This is a genomic window from Rhodoferax saidenbachensis (assembly GCF_031457975.1).
Classification (GTDB): Bacteria; Pseudomonadota; Gammaproteobacteria; order Burkholderiales; family Burkholderiaceae_C; genus Allorhodoferax; species Allorhodoferax saidenbachensis_A.
In genome coordinates this window covers 43,013-68,168 of sequence record NZ_JAVDXO010000006.1, presented here as the reverse complement: position 1 = coordinate 68,168, position 25,156 = coordinate 43,013, and the positions used below count along the sequence as shown (strand labels likewise).

32 protein-coding genes are annotated in these 25,156 nt (G+C 62.7%); 12 read left to right on the top strand and 20 right to left on the bottom strand.

Annotated features, from left to right (window positions below; all coding sequences use genetic code 11):
• Positions 1-35 precede the first annotated feature (35 nt).
• From J2X15_RS13645 to J2X15_RS13630, 4 genes are all read left to right on the top strand, one after another.
• Entirely contained in the window at positions 36-1,040 is a 1,005-nt protein-coding gene (locus J2X15_RS13645; RefSeq protein ID WP_310343755.1) for an ABC transporter substrate-binding protein, read from the top strand.
• Between the two features lie 16 nt (positions 1,041-1,056).
• On the top strand, positions 1,057-1,683 hold the full coding sequence (locus J2X15_RS13640) for a TetR/AcrR family transcriptional regulator (protein WP_310343754.1): 627 nt from the start codon (positions 1,057-1,059) through the stop codon (positions 1,681-1,683).
• Positions 1,684-1,824: 141 nt separating this feature from the next.
• Positions 1,825-2,721 carry a phosphatidate cytidylyltransferase gene (locus J2X15_RS13635; protein ID WP_310343752.1) on the top strand — a complete coding sequence of 299 codons (897 nt, stop codon included), beginning with the start codon at positions 1,825-1,827 and terminating at the stop codon, positions 2,719-2,721.
• Positions 2,722-2,762: 41 nt separating this feature from the next.
• Entirely contained in the window at positions 2,763-4,568 is a 1,806-nt protein-coding gene (locus J2X15_RS13630) for a bifunctional alpha/beta hydrolase/class I SAM-dependent methyltransferase (protein ID WP_310343750.1), read from the top strand.
• A 9-nt stretch (positions 4,569-4,577) separates the two neighbouring features.
• Here J2X15_RS13630 and J2X15_RS13625 read toward each other — a convergent pair whose 3' ends face one another.
• Both J2X15_RS13625 and J2X15_RS13620 read right to left on the bottom strand, forming a co-directional pair.
• A complete protein-coding gene (locus J2X15_RS13625) occupies positions 4,578-5,183 on the bottom strand; it encodes a CDP-alcohol phosphatidyltransferase family protein (protein ID WP_310343748.1) in 606 nt (201 codons plus the stop codon).
• A gap of 21 nt (positions 5,184-5,204) precedes the next feature.
• Entirely contained in the window at positions 5,205-6,419 is a 1,215-nt protein-coding gene (locus J2X15_RS13620; protein WP_310343746.1) for a phosphatase PAP2 family protein, read from the bottom strand.
• A gap of 16 nt (positions 6,420-6,435) precedes the next feature.
• Here J2X15_RS13620 and J2X15_RS13615 point away from each other — a divergent pair, with 16 nt between their 5' ends.
• The 6 genes from J2X15_RS13615 (at position 6,436) to J2X15_RS13590 (ending at position 10,078) form a co-directional block, all read left to right on the top strand.
• Positions 6,436-7,530, top strand: a complete 1,095-nt coding sequence (locus tag J2X15_RS13615) for a patatin-like phospholipase family protein (protein WP_310343744.1) — start codon at positions 6,436-6,438, stop codon at positions 7,528-7,530.
• Positions 7,527-8,279 carry an SDR family NAD(P)-dependent oxidoreductase gene (locus tag J2X15_RS13610; protein ID WP_310343743.1) on the top strand — a complete coding sequence of 251 codons (753 nt, stop codon included), beginning with the start codon at positions 7,527-7,529 and terminating at the stop codon, positions 8,277-8,279. Before J2X15_RS13615 ends, J2X15_RS13610 begins: the two co-directional genes overlap by 4 nt.
• A 69-nt stretch (positions 8,280-8,348) precedes the next feature.
• Complete coding sequence (locus tag J2X15_RS13605; RefSeq protein ID WP_310343741.1) at positions 8,349-8,561, top strand: hypothetical protein; 213 nt, start codon at positions 8,349-8,351, stop codon at positions 8,559-8,561.
• 17 nt (positions 8,562-8,578) lie between these two features.
• Positions 8,579-9,073: a GNAT family N-acetyltransferase gene (locus J2X15_RS13600; RefSeq protein ID WP_310343739.1), complete on the top strand. Its 495-nt coding sequence runs from the start codon at positions 8,579-8,581 to the stop codon at positions 9,071-9,073.
• A 41-nt stretch (positions 9,074-9,114) separates the two neighbouring features.
• Positions 9,115-9,255, top strand: a complete 141-nt coding sequence (locus J2X15_RS13595) for a hypothetical protein (protein WP_310343737.1) — start codon at positions 9,115-9,117, stop codon at positions 9,253-9,255.
• A 25-nt stretch (positions 9,256-9,280) separates the two neighbouring features.
• Complete coding sequence (locus J2X15_RS13590) at positions 9,281-10,078, top strand: FecR family protein (protein WP_310343736.1); 798 nt, start codon at positions 9,281-9,283, stop codon at positions 10,076-10,078.
• A gap of 350 nt (positions 10,079-10,428) precedes the next feature.
• On the opposite strand, the gene J2X15_RS13585 is transcribed toward J2X15_RS13590, so the two are convergent.
• From J2X15_RS13585 to nhaR, 12 genes are all read right to left on the bottom strand, one after another.
• Positions 10,429-11,298 (bottom strand): YihY/virulence factor BrkB family protein, encoded by an 870-nt coding sequence (locus tag J2X15_RS13585; RefSeq protein WP_310343735.1) that lies wholly within the window; start codon positions 11,296-11,298, stop codon positions 10,429-10,431.
• A 1-nt stretch (position 11,299) separates the two neighbouring features.
• Entirely contained in the window at positions 11,300-11,737 is a 438-nt protein-coding gene (locus tag J2X15_RS13580; RefSeq protein WP_310343734.1) for a PRC-barrel domain-containing protein, read from the bottom strand.
• A 69-nt stretch (positions 11,738-11,806) separates the two neighbouring features.
• Positions 11,807-12,010 (bottom strand): hypothetical protein, encoded by a 204-nt coding sequence (locus J2X15_RS13575; protein WP_310343732.1) that lies wholly within the window; start codon positions 12,008-12,010, stop codon positions 11,807-11,809.
• A 135-nt stretch (positions 12,011-12,145) separates the two neighbouring features.
• Positions 12,146-13,237, bottom strand: a complete 1,092-nt coding sequence (locus tag J2X15_RS13570; RefSeq protein WP_310343731.1) for a sulfate/molybdate ABC transporter ATP-binding protein — start codon at positions 13,235-13,237, stop codon at positions 12,146-12,148.
• Positions 13,238-13,262: 25 nt separating this feature from the next.
• Positions 13,263-14,162 (bottom strand): sulfate ABC transporter permease subunit CysW, encoded by a 900-nt coding sequence (gene cysW / locus J2X15_RS13565; protein WP_310343730.1) that lies wholly within the window; start codon positions 14,160-14,162, stop codon positions 13,263-13,265.
• Between the two features lie 2 nt (positions 14,163-14,164).
• Positions 14,165-14,989 (bottom strand): sulfate ABC transporter permease subunit CysT, encoded by an 825-nt coding sequence (cysT, locus tag J2X15_RS13560; protein WP_310343728.1) that lies wholly within the window; start codon positions 14,987-14,989, stop codon positions 14,165-14,167.
• On the bottom strand, positions 14,990-15,994 hold the full coding sequence (locus J2X15_RS13555) for a sulfate ABC transporter substrate-binding protein (RefSeq protein WP_310343726.1): 1,005 nt from the start codon (positions 15,992-15,994) through the stop codon (positions 14,990-14,992).
• Positions 15,995-16,115: 121 nt separating this feature from the next.
• On the bottom strand, positions 16,116-16,931 hold the full coding sequence (locus tag J2X15_RS13550) for a MipA/OmpV family protein (protein ID WP_310343724.1): 816 nt from the start codon (positions 16,929-16,931) through the stop codon (positions 16,116-16,118).
• Positions 16,931-17,401: a hypothetical protein gene (locus J2X15_RS13545; RefSeq protein WP_310343722.1), complete on the bottom strand. Its 471-nt coding sequence runs from the start codon at positions 17,399-17,401 to the stop codon at positions 16,931-16,933. The genes J2X15_RS13550 and J2X15_RS13545 overlap by 1 nt, the downstream gene beginning before the upstream one ends.
• Positions 17,402-17,414: 13 nt before the next feature.
• Positions 17,415-17,978 carry a DUF6036 family nucleotidyltransferase gene (locus J2X15_RS13540; RefSeq protein ID WP_310343720.1) on the bottom strand — a complete coding sequence of 188 codons (564 nt, stop codon included), beginning with the start codon at positions 17,976-17,978 and terminating at the stop codon, positions 17,415-17,417.
• Positions 17,975-18,508 carry a helix-turn-helix domain-containing protein gene (locus J2X15_RS13535; RefSeq protein WP_310343719.1) on the bottom strand — a complete coding sequence of 178 codons (534 nt, stop codon included), beginning with the start codon at positions 18,506-18,508 and terminating at the stop codon, positions 17,975-17,977. Before J2X15_RS13535 ends, J2X15_RS13540 begins: the two co-directional genes overlap by 4 nt.
• 36 nt (positions 18,509-18,544) lie before the next feature.
• The gene (gene nhaR, locus J2X15_RS13530; protein ID WP_310343717.1) at positions 18,545-19,438 is read right to left on the bottom strand and encodes a transcriptional activator NhaR; all 894 of its coding nucleotides are present in this window, start codon (positions 19,436-19,438) and stop codon (positions 18,545-18,547) included.
• A gap of 134 nt (positions 19,439-19,572) precedes the next feature.
• Between nhaR and J2X15_RS13525 the strand changes: the two genes are divergently transcribed.
• Entirely contained in the window at positions 19,573-20,094 is a 522-nt protein-coding gene (locus J2X15_RS13525) for an Rrf2 family transcriptional regulator (RefSeq protein WP_310343715.1), read from the top strand.
• A 51-nt stretch (positions 20,095-20,145) separates the two neighbouring features.
• On the opposite strand, the gene J2X15_RS13520 is transcribed toward J2X15_RS13525, so the two are convergent.
• The 6 genes from J2X15_RS13520 to J2X15_RS13495 form a co-directional block, all read right to left on the bottom strand.
• Positions 20,146-20,706, bottom strand: a complete 561-nt coding sequence (locus J2X15_RS13520) for an RBBP9/YdeN family alpha/beta hydrolase (protein ID WP_310343713.1) — start codon at positions 20,704-20,706, stop codon at positions 20,146-20,148.
• A 104-nt stretch (positions 20,707-20,810) separates the two neighbouring features.
• A complete protein-coding gene (locus J2X15_RS13515) occupies positions 20,811-22,553 on the bottom strand; it encodes a SulP family inorganic anion transporter (RefSeq protein WP_310343711.1) in 1,743 nt (580 codons plus the stop codon).
• Positions 22,554-22,563: 10 nt separating this feature from the next.
• A complete protein-coding gene (locus tag J2X15_RS13510) occupies positions 22,564-22,905 on the bottom strand; it encodes a protein tyrosine phosphatase family protein (RefSeq protein WP_310343709.1) in 342 nt (113 codons plus the stop codon).
• Between the two features lies 1 nt (position 22,906).
• Positions 22,907-23,347: a YeeE/YedE family protein gene (locus J2X15_RS13505; protein ID WP_310343707.1), complete on the bottom strand. Its 441-nt coding sequence runs from the start codon at positions 23,345-23,347 to the stop codon at positions 22,907-22,909.
• Positions 23,348-23,363: 16 nt separating this feature from the next.
• Positions 23,364-23,798, bottom strand: a complete 435-nt coding sequence (locus tag J2X15_RS13500) for a YeeE/YedE family protein (RefSeq protein WP_310343705.1) — start codon at positions 23,796-23,798, stop codon at positions 23,364-23,366.
• Complete coding sequence (locus J2X15_RS13495) at positions 23,795-24,127, bottom strand: ArsR/SmtB family transcription factor (RefSeq protein WP_310343703.1); 333 nt, start codon at positions 24,125-24,127, stop codon at positions 23,795-23,797. Before J2X15_RS13495 ends, J2X15_RS13500 begins: the two co-directional genes overlap by 4 nt.
• 110 nt (positions 24,128-24,237) lie before the next feature.
• On the opposite strand from J2X15_RS13495, the gene J2X15_RS13490 reads away from it, so the two are divergent.
• Positions 24,238-25,134, top strand: a complete 897-nt coding sequence (locus tag J2X15_RS13490) for an MBL fold metallo-hydrolase (protein ID WP_310343701.1) — start codon at positions 24,238-24,240, stop codon at positions 25,132-25,134.
• The last annotated feature ends 22 nt before the right edge of the window (positions 25,135-25,156 follow it).

The window sequence follows — 25,156 nt, the reverse complement described above, 5'->3', positions numbered from 1 at the left end:
TACGTTTTTCCATTAACCCGTAGAAGGAGCTTTCCATGATTCGTTCTTCCCAATGCGCCAAGAGCCTGCTGGTTCTGGCGCTGGCCGCTGCCGGCTTTGCCGCGCAGGCCGCCGACAAGGTGACTGTGCAGCTCAAGTGGGTGCCGCAAGCCCAGTTTGCCGGCTACTACGTGGCCGCGGCCAAGGGCTTCTACAAAGACGCCGGCCTGGACGTGGCCATCAAACCCGGTGGCCCTGACATTGCGCCCACGCAGGTGATTGCCGGCAAGCAAGCCGACATCGTGGTGGACTGGATGCCCTCGGCCCTGGCCGCGCGCGAAGCAGGTGTGCCCCTGGTCAACGTGGCCCAGGTGTTCAACCAGTCCGGCTTGATGCTGACCTGCAAAAAGTCCAGCGGCGTGGCCAGCCCGAAAGACTTCAAGGGCAAGACCCTGGGCGTCTGGTATGGCGGCAACGAATACCCCTTCCTCAACTGGATGGGCAAGCTGGGTCTGAAGACCGACTCCGACATCAAGATCCTCAAGCAGGGCTTCAACGTCGACCCGCTGTTGCAAAACCAGGCCGCCTGTATTTCCACCATGATTTACAACGAGTACTGGCAAGTGGTGGACGCCGGTGTGAAAGAGAAAGACCTGGTCACCTTCTTCTATGAAAAAGAAGGCGTGGCCACGCTGGAAGACGGCCTGTATGTGCTGGAAGACAACCTCAAGGACCCCGCCTTTGTCGCCAAGATGGGCAAGTTCCTGAAGGCCACTCTCAAGGGTTGGGACGCCGCGGTGAAAGACCCTGAAGGTGCCGCCAAGGCCGTGGTGGCTGCGGATACGTCCGGCAGTGCCAGCCTGAAGGTGCAAAAGCGCCAGATGGAAAACGTGGCCAAGCTGATCACCAACGCCGGCACCAAGAAAATTGGTTACCTGGAACCTGCCGCCTACGAGCGCACCGTCAAGGTCTTGCTGGCTGGTGGCAGCGACCCCGTGATCAAGAAAGACCCGGGCAAGGCTGCGTATTCGCATGCCATCTATGATGCTGCGCAAAAGTGATTGAATAATCGGCGACATGAACCACGTTGCCGATGCTCCCAAGGGCCTCATTCGCCAGACGAATGAGGCCCTGATACTTTCTGCGGCCGAGAAGGTGTTTGCGCGCGCCGGTTTCGGTGGCGCCACCATGGCCGCCATGGCCGAAGCCAGCGGCCTGCCCAAAGCCAACCTGCATTACTACTTTGGCAGCAAGGAAGTGCTGTACCGCGAGGTGCTGGCCCGCATCCTGAACGACTGGCTGGTGCCCACCCACGGCATCACCGTAGAGGCCGACCCCAAGACCGCCTTGTCCCAGTACATCCGCGACAAGATGCTGCTCTCCGCCCAGCGGCCCGACGGCTCCAAGGTCTGGGCCAACGAACTGCTGCATGGCGCCCCCGTGGTGAAAAGCCTGCTGGCCACCGAACTGCGCACCCTGCTGCTGGAAAAGGCCGCCGTGGTGCAATCCTGGGTGGACGCCGGGCGCATGGCCAAGGTGGACGGCATGCACCTGTTCTTCACCATCTGGGCCGCCACCCAAACCTATGCGGACTTTGACGTGCAGATCTGCGCCGTGCTGGAGCAGGACGCCCTCACCCCCAAAGACTTTGAGCGCGCGACCGAGCATGTGGTGTCGCTGATCCTGCGCGGCTGCGGTTTATAAGACAAATAGGCATCTAGCCCGCGTACTGTATGCGCTAGCAGCTATGTAAATCATAGCAATAGTGGTCTGGCACACAGGGCTGCAGACCAGGCCGCACGACTACTACACTCTAAAGCTGCTGCAAGCCATCAGGGAGAAGAAGTGTTTCAGGGATTGGTATTCGACTGGGCCACCGTGTCCGCCATGCTGGTGCTCTACCTTGTGCTGGGAGCGGCATCGGCCGTGGTCACCTGGCTAGGGCGGGCGTCGCCCAGCGGCACATTGCGTTTGCAGGTCAACGCCTGGTGGCGGATATTTCCGGTGTTCAGCCTGGCCTGGGCGCTGTACCCCTGGGGGCCTGTATTGCTATTGGTTCTGATTGCCGCGCTGGCCTGGCGCGAACTGGCCTTGCACCACAGTACGGCACCACAACGGTTCCAGTGGGCGTGTGCCGCGCTGCTGGTGCTGCAGTTGCTGCTGGTGGGTGCAGAGGTGCCGGGCGCCATGGTGTTGGTGCCGGTCCTCGCCGTGCTGCAGTTGCTGTTGTGGCGTTGGCGGCCCGATCGCCAGCGTTTGTTGTGGCTGCTTTTTTTGTTGCTGTGTGCCGGACTGGCCTTTGTGCTGCAACTCGATCGCTTGCCCGTGGATACGCCGGTGCGCAGAGCCTGGTTCTTCTACCTGTTTGCCGTGACGGCGCTCAACGATGTGGCGCAGTTCATCAGCGGCAAAAGCCTGGGACGGCACAAGATTGCCAAAACCATCAGTCCCAACAAGACCTGGGCCGGCCTGGCGGGTGGCGTGTTGGTCAGCGCGCTGGTGTCGCTGGCATTGGGCCTGCACCTGCAGCTGGCGCCTGCCCCCTTTCTGCTCATGCTGGGGGTGTTGTTGTCGCTGGCCGGCTTTCTGGGGGACCTCATGTTCTCTGCGGCCAAACGGTTTCTGGGCCTCAAGGATTTCTCGAACCTCATCCCCGGGCACGGCGGCATACTCGACCGGGCTGACAGCCTGGTGTTGACGGCCCCTTTGCTCTACTGCGTACTGCGCTGGTCACTGTATTGACCGTGGCCACCGCGATCTTTTCTCCCTCACTCAGGAACTCCATGACGAATGCAACGCCTTCTACCGAGTGGACGTGTAGCGAAGCCGGGTTTGACACCCAAGACCAGACCCGGCTTTTCTACCGCGCATGGCAGCCACAGCAGCCACGCGTGCAGGCAGAGGGGGGTCCCCGGGCGCTGATCTTTCTGCACCGCGGGCATGAGCATTCGGGCCGCATCCAGGCGCTGGTGGAGCAACTGGGCTATACGCAGGACTGGGCCTTTGCCTGGGACGCACGGGGCCATGGGCATTCGCCCGGCGAACGGGGTGATGCACCCGGCTTCCAAACCCTGGTGCAGGACTTCGACGACTTTGTGCGCCACGTGCAGGCACGCCATGGCATTGCGCCGCACAACACGCTGGTGGTGGCCAACAGCGTGGGCGCAGTGGTGGCGGCCACCTGGCTGCACGACTACGCACCGGGCGTGCGCGGGGTGGTGATGGCGGCTGCGGCCTTTGACATCAACCTCTATGTACCGCTGGCCAAGCCAGCATTGCGCCTGGCCATGGGTTTCAAGAAGGACCTGTTTGTGACCAGCTACATCCGCGCCTCCATGCTCACGCACTCCAAGGAGCAGGCGCTGGCCTATGACGCGGACCCCCTCATCACCAAAAACATTTCGGCCCGCGTGTTGCTGAACCTGGCCGACACTGCGCAGCGCGTAGTGCACGACGCCAGCGCGATTGACACGCCCATCCTGATGCTGGTGGCCGACCAGGACTATGTGGTCAAGCAGGCGCCGCAAAAACTGTTCTTTGAACGGCTGTCCTCCAGCCTCAAGCGCATGGTGGTGCTCAAGGACTGCCGCCACGCCATCTTTTACGAGAGCGATGCGGTACGCAACCAGGCCGTGCAGGAAGCGCGCGCCTTTGTGGACGCCTGTTTTGCGCATGCACCGCTGGCCGCCGCACGCCACCACGCGGCCGACACCCAGAGCGCCAGTGCGCGCCAGTACCAGGCGCTGCTGCGCGACGAGATCGGCCCCTGGCCCCTGCGTGCGTTCTATGCCGTGCAGCGGCTGCTGCTGGGCACCCTGGGGCGGCTGAGCAAGGGCATGCGCATTGGGCTGGAGCATGGGTTTGATTCAGGGGCCTCGTTGGACTATGTGTATGGCAACCAACCTCAGGGCGACTGGGGTGTGGGCAAGGTGGTGGATGGCGGCTACCTGGGTGCCATTGGCTGGCGCGGCATTCGTTTGCGCCGCTGGCAGATGCAGGAGGCTCTGGCGCAGCGGATTGCCCAGCATCCTGCTGGCATGCCGCTGCGCATTCTGGACATTGCCGCAGGCGGTGGCCGCTATGTGCTGGAGACGGTGAAGCGGTTTCAGGACCGCGATATTCACGTCACTCTGCGCGACTTTGCCCAGCACAACCTGCAGCAAGCCCAGCGTTTGGCCGATCAACTGCAGTTGAAACACGCACCCGAATTGCAGTTGCGTGACGCCTTTGCAGACGCCAGCTACGACGACGGCGCTGAGCCCTACGACATCGTCATCGTGTCGGGCCTGTACGAGCTGTTCAATGACAACGCGGCCGTGCTGCGTTCGCTGCGCGGCGTGGCCCGCCAGCTCAAGCTCGGTGGTCATCTGCTCTACACCGGGCAGCCCTGGCATCCACAGCTGGTGCTCATCGCCAAGACGCTGAACAACCACCTGGGCCAGCCCTGGACCATGCGACCCCGGCCCCAGGCCGAAATGGATGCACTGGTGGCCAGTGCAGGCTGCCGCAAGGTGGCGACCCAGATTGGGTTGGAGGGGATTTTTACGGTGTCTGTGGCGCGCAAAGAAACAGCCAGTAGTCCTATCTAAGGCAGTGCCTCAGTCCGCGGCTTTCACGGCGGCCCGCACGCGGTTGCGCACGGTCCAGCCCAGCAGCACCAGCACCACCACAAGCAGGCTGTGGGTCCACGCGGGCGTGGCAGCGCAGCCCACCATCAGCCCCAGCAGGCCAAAGGCAACGGCGCGGTCGCTTTTGCCCATGGGTCCATCAAAGCGGCGTTGTGCGCCTACGGCCAGCGCCGCAAGGCCGGTGAATTCGGCCCAGGAAGCGGCCATCACGACGACCACCAGAAGCCCCGCATGCACACCGGGCGCCAGCGCAAAGGGCAGATAGAGCGCCGCGTCGGATACCTGGTCGCACAGCTCGTTCAGCACGGCGCCCAGCCGGGTCTTTTGGCCCGTGGCATTGGCCAGCATGCCGTCCAGTGCATTCAGCGCCATGCGCACCAGCAGCACCAAGGGCAAACCAACCCAAAGCGCCGGGTTGCCAGGGCACAGCGCCAGCGCGGCCCCGTATAGCAGCATCAAGCCCATCGTGGCCAGTGTGAGCTGGTTGGGGCTGATGCCCCAGCGTGCCAGGCGCTGCAGCAGAGGCTGCAGCAGTTGCTGAAAACGGGGCTTGAGCTGGTAGACGGAAAAGCGCATGGGATGAGAGGTGTGGGGTGGTCAGTGGAGGGCATCCGCTTGCGGGTACTGGGCCAGGTAGGCACTGGCTATACGTCGGCTGCGGCTATAGCCCATGGCGCAATGCAGGTACACAGGGTGCCCGCACTGTAGCGTGTCGTGCACCAGGGCCAGCACACGTTGCACATCGGCGTTGCCAGGCTGTACCAGGTCCAGCAAAGGCACAGGGTGGTAGCGCTCGGTGCGCAGCGCCGGGGTTTCGCTCAGTTCATTGGCCAGGTCCACCACGGTGCAGCCGGGTGGTAGCAGGCGCGTTTGCACGTTGGTTAGGCGTCGCCCTACCCACAGGCCCGGGGCCATCTGTGCAAAGGGCGGGCGTTTGCGCTCGCGCCATTGCACGCAGAGCCATGTGAGGCGGTAGCCCAGTAGATAGGGGGCGTAGAGCAGCCAGACCCACCACGCGAAGCGACCCTGGGTCTTGTGCAGAAAATGTGCGTCGCCCATGGCATAGGCCCGCGCTACCGTCAGCAGGCTTGCCGCGCCATACGCGGTGAGCCACCATGGCCACCACGCCATGCCCAATACCACCACCACGCCAGTGCCCAGTGCGTAATACAGGGCTACCCAAGGCTCTTGGCGCTGGGGCCGCACCACCCGCACGCATGCCCAGCCCAGCAGGCCCCCGGCCAGCACGTCCAGCACATGGTGCTGGTAGGTAAACAGCGTGGCTATCGCCACCATGCTCAGCGTCAACAGCAGAGCCGTGCGGGCGGAACGGCCTGCACAGCAAGGCCGCAATGCAAACCAGAAAATAAGGCAATAGGCCACGTGCAGCGAAGGCAGCTGGTTGTAGGGCCGGTCCATCACCTTGAGTGTTGCGTACCAAGGTGCCCACAGCGGAGACGCCACCCCAGGGCGGGCAAAACTGAATTGCAGTGGGTACAGCACAAATACCAGGCAGGCCAGCACGGTAGCCAACAGCAGGCGCTGGCTCAGCACGCGCAGCGCATCCAGGGAGTCCACCGCCCAGAAGCAGGCTATAAAAAACACGCCGGACAGCATGTAGGGCAACACCATCCAGGGCACAAAGGCCAGGTGCGCGTCCAGCGCGATGGCCACGCTACGGTGGGTGTCCAGGCGTTGTGCCAGCAGATTGGCGCTGGTGTAGCACAGGCCAAAGACTGCGGCATTGAGCAGCAGGTGGCGTAGGCGCTGCTGCCAGGTGGCGCGTGTTGCGGTCAAGAGCGGCGTAGGCATGTGCTATGTTGAAGCCATGACACAAGCGCAGAAATACCAACGTTGCATGGTGATGGCCGGCGGAGGTTTTCGGTATGGCATTTACCTGGGTATGTACGCAGCGGCTTGTGAGGTGGGCCAGCAACCCGACGTGGTGTTGGCGAGTTGTGGCGCTTCGATTGCTGCGGCACTGATCCACAGTGTGCCAGATGATGTCGAGCGTCGGGCTTGGTTGGCGTCGCCCGAGATGTACCAGTTCTGGTGCAGTTTCCGACCCGCAGCCCGTGCCACGCTGCCACGTACGCTGGGAGGTGTGACCCGTCGTGCGTTGCGCCGCGCGGCGGCACCTACCGTGCCCGATCTCTTCGGTGACTATTTGTTCGTTCCGCCCGCAGAGCTGCCCACCTTCCCGGTGCCATCGCGCCATGGAGGAACCGACATCGCCATCGTCGGCAGCCGTCTCTTGTTCACGGAGGAGGAGGTGGGCCAGCGGCGCGGTTCGCGCAAACTGCTGGAGGAGACGGTGTTTTGCGCGCCACGCACCGCAGAGCTGTTGCAAGGGGCATCGTCCCCTTTTGCCAGTTTGCAGTGGGGCAACACGGTGGTTGCTCCCACCGTGGTCGCGGATATTGGCATGCCCCTGAATGAAGCGGTGCGTATATCGGTGTCCGATATGTTTTATTTTCCCGCCCATCGGCACGGTGCGGCCTACTACACGGGTGGGGTGGTGGATCTGTTTCCTATCGAGCTGGCGCATTGTCTGGCGCATGAGGTGGTCATGGAGTTCAAGTCCGAGTTTGAGCAGGTCACTTCGGTCCCCGCATGGCGGGCCGTGCTGGGCATCGATGCCAACCAGCGCCTGCGCCACGTGCATGCGCAGCAGGCCAGCGTGTGGATAGACGCGTCCGACATCAGCCAGGCGCTGGCCAGGCAGACGTTGCAAAAGAAGATTGTCTGGCGCAAGAACCGCATCGACCTGCTGTCCCCCGTCAGCCATGCCGTGTTTGCCCAGCACATGCAAGACCAGTGGGACTACGGCTATCAGCGGGGCCTGGAAGCATTTGCCCGTGTGCCGCGCGGCACACAGACGGGCATGCGCAACGTCAATCGCTACAACCGGGGGCGGGTATGAAGGTCTTGGTCATTGGCGGAACCAGCGGGATCGGTTTGGCGCTGGCCCGGCATTATCTGGAGCGGGGAGATGAGGTTGCCGTGTGCGGCCGTGACACCCGTCGCTTGCAAGGCACGGCAGTGGACGGCCATCCACGTCTGCAGGCTTATGCCTTGGACATCGCCGATCGAGCCGCATTGGCCGCTGCCATGGTGTCGTTTGCGCCGGATCGCTTGGATTTGCTCATCGTCACCGCGGGCCTGTACTTCAACACGCGCACCCATCCGATGGACGCAGCCACGACCCTGCGTCTGCTGCAAACCAATGTGAGCGGCCTGAGCCACGCCTTTGAATTGGCCGCAGCGCAGATGCTGGTGCAACGCAGCGGTCACCTGGTAGCCGTGTCGTCGGTGGCCGGTTTGCTCAAAGACTATCCCGGTGCATCGGTCTACAGCGCCAGCAAGCGCACCGTGCTAAGCGTGTGCCAGACTTACCGCATGGCGTTGGCACCGTTTTCCATTGCCGTAACTGCCGTGGTGCCGGGCTATATGGACACCGCCAAACTCCGTGCTCTCAACGGTGGCGATGCCGGCCACAAGCCTTTTCTGTTGTCGGAAGAGCAAGCTGTGGCGCGCATCGTGCAAGCTATCGCTGGCAAAGACGCTATCACCGTATTCCCATGGCAAATGCGCTGGGCCATTGCGGTGCTCAACCGGTTGCCGCTCTGGCCGCTGTTGCGGCGGGTATTGCCCAAAGCTAAATCCAAATAGGTCTCTAGCCCTCGTAGAATGTGCGCTAGCAGCTCCTAATTCAGGAGCATTCTGACGGTGTCGAATTCCATGAACTGGCTTCACTTCTTGCTGGGCAAGCGCAAGCCGCCCACGGCCGAACAGCGCGCCCAGGCCCTCCTCAAGGCCGTCGATGCCGGAGGCCTGCCGCTCAATGCCGCCATCGTCAACGACATCGCCCGCCAGCTGGGGCTGGAGGTGTCGAGCCATGCGCGCATGGAAGAGACGATTGAGCGGATTCGGGCGGCGCTGAAGCGTGTTTAGCTCTCAAATAGGTACCCATGCAAGTCAATTTAGTTTCTCAGCCTCAGCACGAATCGCTCATTGCGCTACTGTGCGAGCTGCACGCCTACTACAACGATGGTGCTTCCGTGTCGCTGGAAATCGTGCGTGCCCATCTCCTCAACAATCTCCTGGGCCCAGACTCGCCACTTCGCTTGGTCGTGGCCTGTGATGGAGCCGGACACGTATTCGGCTTTGCCGCCATCTCATTGACCTACTCGCTGGTTGAGCCTACGCCTGAGCAGAACCGACATTGCCAGTTGAAAGAGCTTTATGTGCGGTCGTCGCAGAGAAGCAACGGCGTTGGCAAGGCCCTCATGTCTTGGGTTGCGCGCTATGCCGCGGATAACGGTTGCAGTCGCATGGATTGGCCGGTCAAGGCAAGCAATGCCAAAGGCATTGCTTTCTACCAAAGACTTGGGGCACAGCAGGTCATCGAGAGGCTGAGCTTCCGGTTGTCAGAACCGGGTCTTGGCGCCTTGGCAAGCAGTTAGAGAAGGCGCGTGTGCAACGCCATGCCTTACCATCGCACCCCATGAAAACCACCTACATTTTTGGCGCCATCCTCATCTGCAGCATTGCGGGTACTCTGATCGGCGCGCGCGCCACCAAAACCGTCCTGTTGGTCGTCAGCGGCGTGCTTTCGGCCTACGGCCTGTTTCGTATCCTGGGCTGATTTTTTACGACGCCGGGCACACACCGTGAAACGCCGATTGCTCACACTGCTCTTGGCCGCTGCCGTGCATCTGCCTGGGTGGACACAGGTATTCGGTACGGTGGATGCTGTGAGCGGGCATGTCACGGTGCAAGGGGTTGATGGCGTTGCCATTCCTGCCGTGGTGGGCCAGAAAATCCACGTGGGGCAGACGGTCGCGACATTGGCCGATGGTGAGCTACATGCGCAAACGGAAGACCATGGGCTCATTGCGGTGCGCCCCAATTCGGTCTTCACAGTGACTCGCTATGTTGCCAGCCAAGACACGAATGGCGTAGTCGAAATGTCTCTGCTTCAGGGGGCACTGCGCTCCATTTCGGGCTGGATTGGCAAGCTCAATCCGCGCGGCTACCGATTGACTGCGGGTACGGCCACAGTGGGCATACGCGGTACCGATCACGAAACCGTGGTGCTGGACCATGAACAGGACGGTGAGCCGGCTGGTACCTATGACTCGGTGTTGGAGGGGGCTACTACGCTGCGCACCGCCCAGGGCGAGGTGCAGGTGGAGGCTGGCCAGTACGCTTTTTCTGGGCGTGGCGGGCAGGCGGCACCAGGCTTGCTGGCCCAGCATCCCCGTTTTTTCCTCAACCGCTTGTTGCGGCTGGAGAACGGCATTCCCGCACGCAAGCGCTTGTTGGCCCAGCGCCTGCAAAAGCTGTTGGCACGCCACCCCAAGATGCTGGAACGGATGCGAGAGCGGGTGGAAGGCATGGACGCCGACGAGAAAAAAGCGTTGCGCCAGCGCCTGAAAGAACGCGGACACCGAGCGAACGAAAAGTAGAAATAACTACGCGTGGCACTCATGCACCAGTTTGGCAAGATCACCCACGTTGCCCAGTGGGATATGGTGGCTCCTATCTAACCACAGCGCTGATTTACTGGGACAATCACTGCTCTGCGAAAACAGTTTTTTAGGTGGTTAGGTACAACGATGTACAGGGTAGTTACGAAGGCCATGCGGCAGCACAAGGGCAAATGGCAACAGGTCATAGACACCGGGCCATGGCATCCCGTTGAGGATCGCGCGATGCAATGGGCGAACTACTTGTCTTCCACGGGTCTCTATGACATCGTGGAGATCGAATCCAATCTGCGTGATTCGGCCGACAGCCGCCGCTACCGGGTTTAGCGCTAGCCGCCGTCCCGTCGGGACCCGTAGGTGTTGGCATAGGCCCAGGTGAATTCGGCCCCGATCAGGAAGATCTGGGCTGAGTAGTACACCCACAACAAGATCATTACCAGCGAACCCGCAGCGCCAAAGCCGCTGACGATGCCGCTGCGCCCGATGTAGAGGCCGATCAGGTACTTGCCGAAGCTGAACAGCATGGCGGTGAACAGCGCACCGGTCCATACATCCTTCCACTCCACCCGCACGCGCGGCATGACTTTGTAGATGAGTGCAAACATGGTCGACACCATGGCAAAGCCCACGGCGGAATTGGTGACGGTGGCCAGGGCATACCAGCCGCCGAACACAGGCTCGGCCCAGCGCCCCACTGTGGCCAGCGCGGCGCTGAAGACCAATGACACCATCAGCAAAAAACCGATGGCCAGAATCATTCCAAACGACAGCAACCTGGCACGTACCAGCGCCAGCCAGCCGCGCACCTGCTGACGCGCGGGCACGCGCCAGATGCGGTCCAGCGCGTCCTGCAACTCTGCAAAAACAGTGGTGGCACCCAGAAACAGCAACACCACGCCCACGACGGTGGCCAGAGAGCCCTCGGCCGGCCTGCGCACGCTGGCCAGCAGGTCCTGCACTGCGCGGGCACCACCGTCGCCCATCAGTGCACGCAGTTGGGCCTCAATTTCGCCGCGTGCCGCCTCTTCACCAAACAGCAGGCCGCCCACCGCAATCACGATGAGCAGCAGTGGTGCCAGCGAGAACAGGGTGTAGTACGCCAAGGCCGCCCCCATGCTGGGGGCGTAGTCGCCCAACCACGATGTGGCCGTCTGCTTCAGCAGTCGCCATAGCGCCGCCGGCGTCAATGGCGAAGCCACGTTACCGGTTCAGGCTATCTGAGTAGGGCTTGGTGCCGTAGTAGCTGTGCAAGCCGCTGGCCCACTTGGGGTCCGCCATATCGGGCCAGTGGTCTTTGTCAAAGCCGGGGGCTTCTTCCAGGCGCTCCTTGACCACATCCAGCGTGAAGCGCTTGTTGATGGTGTCCAGCTTCAGCGCTTCCCATGGCACGGCAAACAGTTTGTCGCCCAGGCCGAGGAAACCACCAAACGACAGCACGGCGTAGGCGACGCGCCCTGTGCGCATGTTCAGCAGAATTTCCTTGATGTCGCCCAAGTCGTCACCGGCAGGGTTGTAGACGTCATTGCCAATCAAGGTGTTTGCACCCATGAGTTCGGGGCCTGGGCCATGGTCCTTGGGCAGGTTGGCGTGCAGGGGGCTTCGGTAGATGCCGTAGGTATCGCGTTCGAGGTAGTTCATGTCAGTCCAATCGGTGCAAAAGGTGGATCTGAACTCCGGCGTCGCGCCGGAGCACGAGGAGCGGTCAGCCTATTTGTGCTGACCGCTGCCGCCCTTGGCCTGGCGATCGCCGTCCGTACCCAGCTGACCGTGTTGTGCCTGTTGGCCTTGCGGGATCTTGGCCTGTTGGTCGGAGGCCTTGTGATCGCCGGAGCCTGGAGACCGGGAGATGTCCTTGCCCGACTGCTGCGTATTTTTCTTCTGATTCAAATCAGAGACTTTGCTGTTTGCCATGATGGAGTTCCTTTTCCTGGATGAGGCGAAATGCCGTTCTGTGGGCGCCCCATGCACCCACGCCTTCATCGTAGAAAAAAGCTGGGTTTGAACTCCGTGCGATAGCCTACGCAGCGATGTAACGTTTTGCAAGAATCAGGCGACGAAGACCCGTGCCTTGCGTGGGGTCAGCACCACCACTTCGCCATCCTTCAGTGCCAGCGCTGCAAACTCCTGGGCGCCAATCTGGGCCTCGATGATGTCGCCGCTGCCCGCCGCGCTGCTGTCTTGCGGCAGCAGCTCCAGGCGCGCAATGGGGCCCACCACAATGGCGCGCACCAGCTTGGCGGCAATGCCGTTCTGGCCCGTACCAGCGGCGTAGCGTTGCACGTCCAGATCATGTGGACGCACATAGGCAAAGGCCTTGGCGTCCTGTGCCTGGGCATGTTCTGGCGTGGCCAAGCGCACGCCGTGCTGGGCCTCACCGATCAGCATCTCACCTTCGTGGGCACGGCCGTGGAACAGGTTCACATCGCCCAAAAAGCCATACACAAACGGGCTGGCGGGGTGGTCCCACACCTGCTGAGGGGAGCCAATTTGTTCGATGTTGCCACTGTTCATCAGCACCACGCGGTCGGCCACTTCCAGCGCTTCTTCCTGGTCGTGCGTTACAAAGATGCTGGTGACGTGCAGGTCGTCATGCAGGCGGCGCAGCCAGCGGCGCAGCTCCTTGCGCACCTTGGCATCCAGCGCGCCGAACGGCTCGTCCAGCAGCAGCACCTTGGGTTCCACGGCCAGGGCACGGGCCAGCGCAATGCGCTGGCGTTGGCCGCCCGACAGTTGGGCCGGGTAGCGGTCGGCCAGCCAGTCCAGCTGTACCAGGCCCAGCAGCTCATGCACCTTTTGTTTGATGACGGTTTCAGACGGGCGCGTGGCGCGCGGCTTCATGCGCAGGCCAAAGGCCACGTTGTCAAACACCGTCATGTGGCGGAACAGCGCGTAGTGCTGGAACACAAAGCCCACGTTGCGCTCGCGCACATGCACGTCGGTGGTGTCTTCGCCGCTGAACAGGATGTTGCCCTGGTCCGCCGTTTCCAGCCCGGCGATGATGCGCAACAGGGTGGTCTTGCCGCAGCCCGAGGGGCCGAGCAGGGCGACGAGTTCACCGGATTCGATGTCCAGGCTCACATCTTTCAGGGCCTTGAAGGTCCCGAAGTCTTTGCTGACGTTGCGGATGGCAATGCTCATAATTGTTCTCGAAGGAAGAGGGGGCTCAGACGGGCACGGGAGTGATGGGGCGTTCGGGCGGGAGCTCGGCGGCGGCCTTCTGGTCGCGCTCAAACTGCCATTCCACAAACGACTTGATCACCAGCGTGACCAGGGCCAGCAGCGCCAGCAGGCTGGCCACGGCAAATGCGGCCACCGATTGGTACTCGTTGTACAAAATTTCGACGTGCAGTGGCATGGTGTTGGTCTGGCCGCGGATGTGGCCGGACACCACCGACACCGCGCCAAACTCGCCCATGGCCCGTGCGTTGCACAAAATGACACCATAGATCAGGCCCCACTTGATGTTGGGCAGGGTCACATGCCAGAAGGTCTGCCAGCCCGTGGCGCCCAGCACCATGGCGGCCTGCTCTTCTTCGGTGCCTTGCGCCTGCATCAGCGGAATCAGCTCGCGGGCGATGAAGGGGAAGGTCACGAAGATGGTGGCCAGCACGATACCGGGCACCGCAAACACGATCTTGATGTCATGCGCCTGCAGCCAGGGGCCAAACCAGCCGTGCGCGCCAAACATCAGCACGTAGATCAGGCCAGCCACCACGGGCGACACCGAGAACGGCAGGTCCACCAGTGTGGTCAAGAAGGCCTTGCCACGGAACTCGTACTTGGCAATGGCCCAGGCGGCAGCCACCCCAAAGACCAGATTCAGTGGCACGGCGATGGCTGCGGTGATCAGCGTGAGGCGGATGGCGCTCCAGGCGTCGGGCTCCTTGAAGGCTTCCAGGTACGCGCCCAGGCCCTTGCGCAGGGCTTCGGTGAACACGGCCGCCAGCGGCAGCAGCAGGAACAAGAAGATGAAAGCGAGGGCGGTGCCAATCAGCGTCCACTTGACCCAGGTGGGCTCCGTGGTGCCGGCCTTGGCGCGGCGGATGGTGCGGGAGTTACTCATGGTCAGGCTCCGGAGCGCTTGCGTTGCCACGACTGCAGCGCGTTGATGACCAGCAGCAGCACAAAAGAAATAACCAGCAGCACCGTGGCCACGGCAGTGGCACCGGCGTAGTCGTACTGTTCCAGCTTGCCGATGATGATCAGCGGCGTGATTTCAGACACCATGGGCATGTTGCCGGCGATGAAGATGACAGAACCGTATTCCCCGATGGCCCGGGCAAACGCCATGGCGAAACCGGTGAGCAGCGCGGGTGCGATGGTGGGGAAGATCACGTGGCGGAAGGTCTGCCAGCGTGTGGCGCCCAGGCAGGTGGCGGCCTCTTCGAGCTCTTTCTCGGCGTCTTCCAGCACGGGTTGCACGGTGCGCACCACGAAGGGCAGGCCGATAAAGATCAGGGCAATCACCACCCCGTTGCGGTTGAACGCGAGCTGGATGCCATAGGGCTCCAGCAGGCTGCCCACCCAACCGTTGCTGGCCAGCAGCGCGGTCAGCGAAATACCAGCCACCGCGGTGGGCAGCGCAAACGGCAGGTCCACCAGCGCGTCGATGATCTTCTTGCCGGGAAAGGTGTAGCGCACCAGCACCCAGGCCACCAGCAGGCCGGCCACGGCATTGACCAGCGCTGCGATGAATGCGGCCCCAAACGTCAGCCGGTACGAAGCCATCACGCGGGGACTGCCCACCGCGGTGACGAACTGGTCCCAGGTGAGGGTGAAGGTCTTGAAGAGCAGCGCCGACAGGGGGATCAGCACAATCACGCTGAGGTAGAACAGCGTGAAACCCAGCGTGATGTTGAATCCGGGCAGTACCTTTTTCGCAGCACGCATTTACTTGACGGTGTAGAGCTTGTCGAACTGGCCACCGTCGTTGAAGTGCACTTTCTGTGCTTCGGCAAACGAACCAAAGTAGTCTTCCACGCGGAACAGGCTGATGGGCTTGAACACGTTGCTGTACTTCTTCAGGATGGCCTGGTTGGTGGGGCGAATGGCGTGCTTGGCGGCGATTTCCTGGCCTTCATCGGAGTACAGGAAGTTCAGGTAAGCCTTGGCTTGCTCCGCAGTGCCTTTCTTGGCCACGGTGCGCTCCACCACGGCCACGGGGTTCTCCGCCACCACCGAGCTGCTGGGGTGCACGGCATCGACCTTGCCGGCGCCAAATTCGTTGTCCACGCTCACCACTTCCGATTCAAAGGTGATCAGCACATCGCCAATATTGCGTTGCAGAAAAATGGTGGTCGCGTCGCGGCCGCCCTTGGCCAGCACGGGCACGTTCTTGTAGAGCTTGCTTACATAGTCCAGCGCCTGGGCGTCGGTGCCGCCCTTCTTGCGCACCTGGCCCCAGGCGGCCAAGTAGGCAAGACGGCCGTTGCCACCGGTCTTGGGGTTCACCACCACCACCTGCACGCCGGGTTTGATCAGGTCGTCCCAGTCCTTGATGCCTTTGGGGTTGCCGTTGCGCACCAGAAACAGCATGGTGGAGCTGGTGGGCGCTGCATTGTTGGGGAATTTCTTGGTCCAGTCCTTGGCCACCACACCGGTGCTGGCCAAAAAGTCCACGTCAGTGCTGGTGTTGAAGGTGACCACATCGGCCTCCAGGCCGTCGTTCACCGCGCGCGCCTGGGCGCTGGAGCCGCCATGGGCCTGGTCGATCTTGATGTCCTTGCCCGTGGTCTTCTTGTAGTTGGCAATGAAGGCGGTGTTGATGTCCTTGTAGAATTCGCGCGCCACGTCATAGGACGCATTGAGCAGCGTCGTGGTTTGTGCTGCTACCAAATTGCTAGCTGTCAGCGCAATGACGGCGAGGGCTAGCGTGGCTTTTTGCTTGAAATTCATGAAGGACCTCACAAAGGGAATGTGCAACAAAATGTGCAGAACTGCGATTCTGGGGATGCGGCGATAAAACCACAACGAATAGTTCGTTGTTTGTATATGCGGCAATCAGTCTAAGCAAGACCTAGTGGGCGACTTTGGCAGCGGAACGGCCTAGCGTCCATAACAGGCCCAGCCCGGCCGAGGTGCCGGTGGATTGCTGGTACAGCGGGCTCGCGGCGTTGGCTGAGCCGGCATAGCGCTCCATTCGCACATAGGCAAACACCCGCACGTCGGGGCCCAGGTTGCGCGAGGCGTTGAGCGTCAGCCGCGTGGAGATCAGCCCGGCCTGTGCCGTGTAGGCCGGGCGCTGGGCCGTGGCCAAGTCGGCGGGCACGCCGTAAAAGTACTGGTTGAGCCGGCTGTCACCCAGCACCAGGCTGGCACTGGTGGAGAGGCGCCAGCTGCCGCTGCGTACGTCGTAGCTCAGTTCCGGCTCCATCGCAAAGCCCTGGTTGTGCACGCCGCTGTTGATCTCCAGCACCATGCGCAGCGGCAATTCGTAACGCAACTGGCTGTCGGGGGTGGGGCGTGCCAGCGTGCCCTTGAGCCGCGGTCCAAACTCGATCAGCGTGCCCAAGTCCGGCATGCCCTGGCGGGCCGGAATATCTTGCGAACTGGCGGGCAGCGAGGCGGCAAAGCCAATGTCCAGCTCGGTATCTTCGGTGTGCAGCACGCGCGCTCCCACGCCGCCGCGGTCAGAGCGGAACACCTCGCCGCGGTAAATCAGTGTGGGCAGCACCAGCGCGCGCGTGCTGCGCTCGCTAGACGCCGGGTAAGCCGGGCTGGAGAAGCCCCCGGCAAACATGCCTACCTCCCACAGGGGCAAGCCTTGTTCCTGCGCATGGGCGGCCAGCGCTACGCAGCTGCCCAGCAAGACCCATACCGTTCGCACGGCCATCAGGCCAGCAGTTTGACGGCTGCAATCGCTAGCCAGCCCAGGCAGAAGTTGGTAATCACCAACCCATGGATTTGGCCTGCCGCCTTGGCCGCCACCGGCCATTCGCCCGCTGCCACGGCGCGTTGGTATTTCTTGAAACCGGCAAAGTAGATGTGCCCAAAGATCAGGCACATCAGCACGCCCATGCCGGCCATGATGTCCCAGCCCAGCGGCACTACGCCCGCGCCTACGACAGACTTGGAAGCGCGGAACGCGCTGGTGTAGAGGTGTCCGCCCGTGGCCAGCAGGCCTACGATGGCAATGCACACGGCGAGAAAGAAGCGCCGCATTACCGCCACCATGAGACGTGCGCGCGGCTGGGCCTCCAGCGTCGCCATCGCGGCGGGGCGCAGCGCCAGCAGCATGAAAGCCATTCCCCCCATCCAGACGATGGCGCAGACGAGGTGGATGAAAACGAGGGCGTTGTACATGGGGAGTCTCGGGTTAAGGTTTGGTGTTGCCGGTGGAAGGCTGCGCTTCAAGCCAAGCACGGTCTTCTTTCAGCGACTGGTAGGCCTTGCGTTGTTCTTCGGCATCCAGAAACTGCGTTTCGCGCATTCTGTACTCGATGGTTGGCAAAGACAGTATGCCGCCGCGCAGACCTGCGCTCACCCATTCTCGGTCTTTGGGCTCGGAGCGGGCCAGTTTGGAGATCGCGCAGTCATTGGGGTCCAGAAACTGCACCTTGACGCCCGATGGCAGCACCTGGTGGATCGTCCGGCTCTTCCAGCCCTCTGGCAGGGTGGGCAGCGCCGGGCTGATGGCGTCGAAATAGAAACCGTTTTCCCTGTGGAAGGCACTGTCTTCGCCAAATTTCTTAGAAAACTCTGGCGCCCTTCCCGGGTCCTTCGCCGGGTAGGCATCGACTTCCATAGACATGGTCATGCGGGCAGGCCGGTGGGCACCGCCGACGCCCAATGCCGCCAGGCTTCCGACAATGACAAACTCATCCAAACCGCTGTCGTCGCGTATCTGGCTCAACACCTTGTCGACGTCTTCGAGGTTCATGGCAGCGTCAAGGCAAACGGGGTGTTCTGGCGCAACGCTGGCCCCCAGTCCTCATCCATGGCCAGGATGTTGCGTGCCAGCTCTTTGGGTTCGGCTTGCAGAATCTGCGTCCAGCGTTCGATGTACACCGGGCTGCACAAATCTCTCTCCTTCCAAAGCGCGACCATCTGCAGCGCCTGGGATTTCATCTCACGTGCAGGGGCATCGTCCAGCGCCATGAGGGCGGCAATCTTCAGGTGCTTTTCCCGCGAGGCGGCCAGCTTGGCCTGGTTCTCCTGGCGAGCCTTGCGGCGCTCCGCCAGTTCGGGCGACTCGCCACCCAGTCCCAACGCCATCCCCAGTTCCTCCGCCACGGCCTGGTAGCTGGACATTTGTGCGTCCATGCCTTTTTCGATCTGGATCAGGGTGGTGCGACTGATGCCAGCGGCTTTGGCCACATCCATTTGCGACTTCCCCTGCGCTATGCGCAATGCACGCAGCTGCGGTCCGATGAGGTTGGGGCTTGTTGGCATGTACAGAATTTTAGTCATGTACAGAATCCCGGTCAAACCCAAAAGGGGTACTGGTCAGCCAAACAGCGCGCCGCGCGCCGCATTGGTAATCGCCACCACGCAGGGGTGGGTGATGCGCCGCTCCACCGACACGGCAAAAAACTCCTCCACCAGCTCGTCGGTGCGGCCGACCAGCTCCACGCCAAACTGTTCGATGATGTCCGCCTCCATGACCGAGGGCGCCATGAACACGCCGCGGCCCTGGCGGCCAAAGGCGTTCATCAGCGCGCCATCGTCAAACTCTCCAATCGTGCGCGGGTGGATCTGGTGGCGGCTCAGCCAGCCCTCCCACTGCTGACGTACCGAAGCCTGGGCGCCCTGGATCAGCATGGGCGCGCCGTTTAGGCAGGCGGGGAAGGGGCCTTTGAGTTGGGCTTTGAGTTCGGGCGCGCAGAAGAAGCTCATGGCGGTGCTGCCCAACGGGTGGTTGAAGGCTTTGACGCTGATGCGCTTGGACATGGGCTCATCCGCGATCACCAGGTCCAGCTGGTTCAGCGCCAGCTTGGCCAACAGGTCGGGGAACTTACCCTCGCTGCAGATCAGCCGCACCGGCTCTTCCACCGAGAGCGCGGGCTCCAGCAAGCGGTAGGCCAGCGACTTAGTCACCGAGTCGGCCACGCCTACCTTGAAATCCAGCACCTTTTGCGCGCCGCTGGACTGGCGCACCGCGTTTTCCAACTCTGCCCCCAGCGTGAAGATCTGGTCCGCGTAGCCCAGCGCCAGGCGGCCATCCTCGGTCAGTTCCAGGTTGCGCCCGCTTTTCTGGAACAGTTTGCGGCCCAGCCAGTCCTCCAGCAGCTTGATCTGGCCCGACAGCGTTTGCGGCGTGGTGTGCAGTTGCTCACCCGCCCGCATGACCCCGCCGGCCTTGGCGGTAACCCAGAAATAGTGAAGGTGCTTGAAGTTCATGGTGCGCTCCGACTGAAACAAACCGAAACACTGCGAAATAATCGAAGTAAAAAATTACAAAATACGAATTTACGCGAAGCATAGCGCGGTCTACAGTTCAAGTCTTCTAGTCAATTACTCAAAGGAGTAAACCTATGCGACTCAGTACCCGAGGCCGTTTTGCCATCACCGCCATGATCGACCTGGCCCTGCGCGAAAGCGGCCAGCCCGTGCCCCTGCAGGACATCGCGCTGCGCCACCGCATTTCGCTGTCGTACCTGGAGCAGGTGTTTGCCAAGCTGCGCCAGCACGGTCTGGTGGAGAGCACACGTGGCCCCGGCGGCGGCTACACGCTGGGTTTCCGTGGTGACGGCATCAGCGTGGCCGACATCATTGGCGCGATTGAAGACAGCGAAGACAACGCCGCACGCCGCGAACAGGGCGAAGACATGACCAAGGACTTGTGGGCCGCCCTGCAGTCCACCATCGTGGCGCACATGAAGACCATCACGCTGAAAAGCCTGGCGGCCGAACAGCGCGCCAAGGGTTTTCAGGTGCAAGAGCGCAAGACGGCCAAAAAGGGCGTGTTGCAAAAGCTCAAGCCACTGGCGCCCGTACGCACCAATGCGCCCAACTCAGTGTTTGCACTGGGGCAGGCGCTGGCACTGCGCGGCTGATCTTCAAGCCAAATAGGCCGCTAGCCCTCGTCAACAATGCGCGGGTAGCTACTAAATTGAGAGTGCTTCGGGTGTGGAAGGCGCCTGGAATGGCTCGCCCAGCAGCGACTGCAGCAGCGCCAAGCCCAGTGGCCAGGGGCCAAAGCCGGCTTCTACATTGATATGGCCAGCGTCTTGCAGCCGTACAAACTCGCTGCCCCAGGCGCGCGCATAGGCACCTGCGGTGCGCACCGGGCAAAACGGGTCGTTGCTGCTAGCCACCAGCACGCTGCGGTAGGGCAGGCGCTGGTAGGGTACGGGCGCAAAGTCGGCCAGAATGCCGCGCCGCTCCGGGTCGGCCGGAGCCACCAGCAGAGCGCCCTGGATCTTGGCCACCACTTCGGGTGGCAGGTGGGTGGTGGCAATGCAGCCCAGGCTGTGGGCGGCAATCACCACCGGGCCGGGGGCATCAAGAATGGTTTGCCCGATGGACGCCACCCAGGCGGTGCGCACCGGCGTGATCCAGTCGTCCTGGTGCACGCGCACCGCGCCTGGGATTTGCTCGGCCCACAGGGTTTGCCAGTGGCCGGGACCGGAGTCGCGCCAGCCGGGAACGATGACAAGGGTGACCATGGGAGTTGCGCCAAAGCGCTAAATGCTGAACAGAGGGGCATTGTCAGAACCCCGCCTTAAAACCCAAACTACTTATTTTCCATTTACATATAGCAAATTGAGCCTTAGGGACTCTGCCAATGCGGGTCGGTTTGGCGGTCAGTCGCCACAAATGCGTCGTGCACGCTCCGAAATAAACGCCCCTGCAGCCGCTGCCCCAACGTTGTCGGTTGCAGGCGGTCCATCACCGGGCCTTTGACTTCAGCCAGCTCCAGCCGAATGCCGCGCTGGCTCAGGCTCTGCTCCAGCTCGGTCAACATGCCCAGCGCGGTCGCGTCGATCTGGTTCACTGCGGAGCACACCAAGAGCAGGCGCCGGATCGAGGCATCCGCCTGCATCAGCGTCTCGATGTGTTCCTCCAGCGCGGTGGCGTTGGCAAAAAACAGGCTCTCGTCCACGCGCAGCGCCAGCAGGCCCGGCACGGTTTCTACCGCGTGGCGCTCCACGTTGCGGAAATGCTCGGTGCCCGGCACCCGGCCCACCACGGCCATGTGCGGGTGGCTGCTGCGCCAGACCAGGGCCGCGAGCGACATGGCCACGCCCAGCACAATGCCCGTTTCCACCCCCAGCACGATCACACCCACCGCCGTGGCCAGGAGCGACAGCGCATCGGCCCGGTCATAGGCCCAGCTGGCCTGGAGGGTGGCCATGTCCACCAATGAAAACACCGCCACGATGATGCCGGCGGCCAACACGGCCAGCGGCAGGTAATAGAACAGCGGCGTGAAGAGACTGATGATGACCACCATGAACGCAGCCGTGATGAGCGATGCCAGTGGCGTTTGCGCCCCTGCCGCAAAGTTGATGGCTGAGCGCGATAGCCCACCGTGCACCGGGTAACTGCCGGTCAGGGCGCTGGCAATGTTGGCGGCCCCCATGCCCCAGAGCTCGCGGTCAGGCGCAATGCGCTGTTGGCGTTGCATGGCAAACGACTGCGCGACCGACACACTGCCCACAAACCCCACCAGCGAGATCAGCAGGGCGGGCAGCCACAGCTGGCCCAACTCCGAGAGGCCGGGCAACGACAGGTTCCACGCTGGTAGGCCTGCGGGCACGCTGCCCACCACGGCAACCTGTCGCGTCACATCCCATTGGCCCCAGGCCACCAGGCCGGTGCCCACGATGACGGTGGCAATCGGTGCCATGCGGGCCAGCAAGTCTGCCGCTTGGGCGCCCACACCCACACGCAGCAGGGCAGGTGCCAGGATGCGGCGGGCCAGCAGCAAAGCCACCATGCTGCCCAGGCCCAGCGCGATGGCCGTGGGGTTGCTTTGTGGCAGTGCGCGCCACAGGCCTTGCAGCGTAGCCGCGCTGGAACTACTGGGTGCCTCCACGCCCAGGATGTGCTTGAGCTGGCCCAAAGCGATCATGACCGCCGAGCCCGACACAAAGCCGCTGATGACCGGGCGGCTTAAAAAGTAGGCCAAAAACCCCAGCCGCAACGCACCAAAGGCCAAAAACATCAGCCCCGAGATGAGCGCCAGGTGCATGGCCAGCTGCACGTACTCGGTGGTACCCGCAATCGCCAGCGGCTGCAGGGCGCTGGCCGTCATCAGGGCGGCAATCGCCACCGGCCCCACGGCCAGCGTCATGCTGGAGCCCACCAGTGCATAAGCCACCACGGGCAAGATGCTGGCGTACAGCCCCATCTCGGCCGGCAGGCCAGCCAAGAGCGTGTAGGCCAGGCTTTGCGGAATCACCAGCACTGCGACGATGAGCCCGGCCGACACATCACCGCCCAACCAGGCGCGCTGGTAGTGGCGCAGCCAGTGCGGCAGCCAGGCGAAGCGGGTGGCGGTGGGCGGCATGGTGCGGCGCTTATTCGGCCTGGGTCAACGAATACAGTTGGGCCGAACGCGCGCCCGAGCGGCAAAACGCCAGCACGGGTTGCGGCGCGGTTTGCATTGCATCCCGCATAGCTTGCACCTGCGCTGGGGTGATGGCGCCGCCCACCACGGGCAGGTAGACATAGTGCAGGCCGGCCGCGCGGGCCGCGGCCTCCACGCTGCTGCTCAGGGGCTGGTCGGGGCCGCCTTCACCATCGGGGCGGTTGTTCACCAGGGTCTTGAAGCCTTGGGCCACGGCGTCGGCCACCATGCTGGCGTCCATTTGGGCGGCCACGGCAAAGTGGGGGGCGAGGGCTTGGGTGCGAAGGGTCATGTCATGGGTCTCCTGTCAAAGTGCGGTGCTTACTATGTTCGGCCCATTCAAAAATGGCCATGCCAGCCACCATGGCCAGCACAAACAGCGCAGCCTTGGATTGTCCTGCCCCCAGCGACACAATGGCCGGCCCCGGGCAAAAACCTGCCAAGCCCCACCCGGCACCAAACAGCATGCTGCCCACCACCAGGCGGCGGTCGATCACGGTGGTTGTCGGCAACTGCATGGGACCCCCCAGAAAATTGGCGCTGCGGCGTTTGGCCAGTGCAAATGCACCCAGGCCCACGAGAATGGCGCCGCCCATGACAAAGGCCAACGACGGGTCCCACGCGCCGGCCAGGTCCAGAAAACCCAAAACTTTGCTGGGGTCGGTCATGCCTGCGAGGATCAGGCCCAGGCCAAACAGCAGGCCCACGGCGAATGCGGCAATACGGTCTTTCATAACAAGCTCCTAAGGCTTAGGCCAGCACGTGGCGCAGGATGAATACGGTGACAAAGCCCGCCGCCATGAAGGCTAGCGTGGCAATGAGGGAGCGCGGTGACAGGCGTGAGATCCCGCACACGCCATGGCCACTGGTGCAGCCCGCGCCATAGCGCGTGCCCACGCCCACCAACAGGCCGGCCAGCACCAACGTGCCCCAGCCCGCGTCAATGGTGGCGGGTACCGTGGCGCCCGTCAGGCCCCAGTACAGCGCCGGGGCAAGGACCAGGCCCAGCACCAATGCGATGCGCCAGCCAGCGTCACCCGCCTTGGGTCGCAGCAGGCCGCCCACGATGCCGCTGATGCCGAGCACGCGGCCATTCAACAAGATAAACAGGGCCGAGGCCAGGCCCAGAATGAGCCCACCGGCCAGCGAGGCCCAGGGCGTGAAGTGGTTCCAGTCAATGGTCATGGTGCGCAAAACTCCGCGTACAAAACGCCCATTACCGCCAGCGCCTGTGGACTGTCTATGCAGTAGTAGATGGATTTGCCCTCGCGCCGGGTGCTCACCAAGCCCTCGTCGCGCAGCACGCCGAGCTGTTGCGACAGCGTAGGCTGCGCAATGCCCACTAGCTCTTCCAGCTCGCCCACTCGCTTTTCGCCCTGGCTCAGCTGGCACAGCAGCAGCAGGCGGTCGGGGTTGGACAGGGCTTTCATCAGGCGGCAGGCCGCGTCGGCCGACTGGCGCAGCACGGCCAGGTCCAGCGGGGGGGAGGTTGGGGTGTCGGGGGTGGCCAGCATGGTGGGGCTCCGGTTCGTTTGCAATGTCGATAGTTTATTGACTAACAATATATAAGTCAATAAACTATGTACGTCGAAACTGAAACAACGACCTTTACAAGGAGTTTTCCATGACAGCCACTGCTTCCCCTATCCTTTCTGCCACCGCCACACCCCAGGTGCAAGCCTTTTTTGACCCCGCCACCTGGACCGTGAGTTACGTGGTGTTCGACCACGCGGGCGGCCACTGCGCGCTGGTCGACTCGGTGTTGGACTTTGACCCCAAGTCCGGCCGCACCAGCACCCGGTCGGCCGATACCCTGGCGGCATTTGTAAAGGAACAGGCGCTGACCGTGCAGTGGATTCTGGAAACCCATGCCCATGCCGACCACTTGTCCGCCGCCCACTACCTGCGCAAGCAGCTCGGTGGCCAGATCGCCATTGGCGCCGCCATCACCGGTGTGCAAAACGTCTTCAAGGCCGTCTTCCACCTGGAGCCCGAGTTCCACCCCGACGGCCGCCAGTTCGACCACCTGTTCCAGCCCGACGAAGTGTTTGCCATTGGTGACCTGCGCGTCCAGGCGCTCTCGTTGCCGGGCCACACGCCAGCCTGCATGGCCTACCAGGTGGGCAATGCGGTGTTTGTGGGCGACACCCTGTTCATGCCCGACGTGGGCACCGCGCGTTGCGACTTTCCCGGTGGCAATGCGCACCAGCTCTACGCCAGCGTGCGCAAGTTGCTCGACCTGCCCACCGACACGCGCCTGTATATGTGCCACGACTACCCGCCCGAGGGGCGCGACGCAGCGTGGGTCAGCACGGTCGCGCAGCAGCGCGCCAGCAACATCCATGTGCACGACGGTGTGACCGAGGACGCCTTTGTGGCCATGCGCAGCCAGCGCGACGCGGGCCTGGCCATGCCCACCCTGATCCTGCCCTCGGTGCAGGTCAACATCCGTGCCGGTGCCATGCCACCGGCGGAGTCGGATGGGCGGGTGTACCTCAAGGTGCCGCTCAATGTTTTGTGAGAAAACAAGCGCTAGCCCGCAT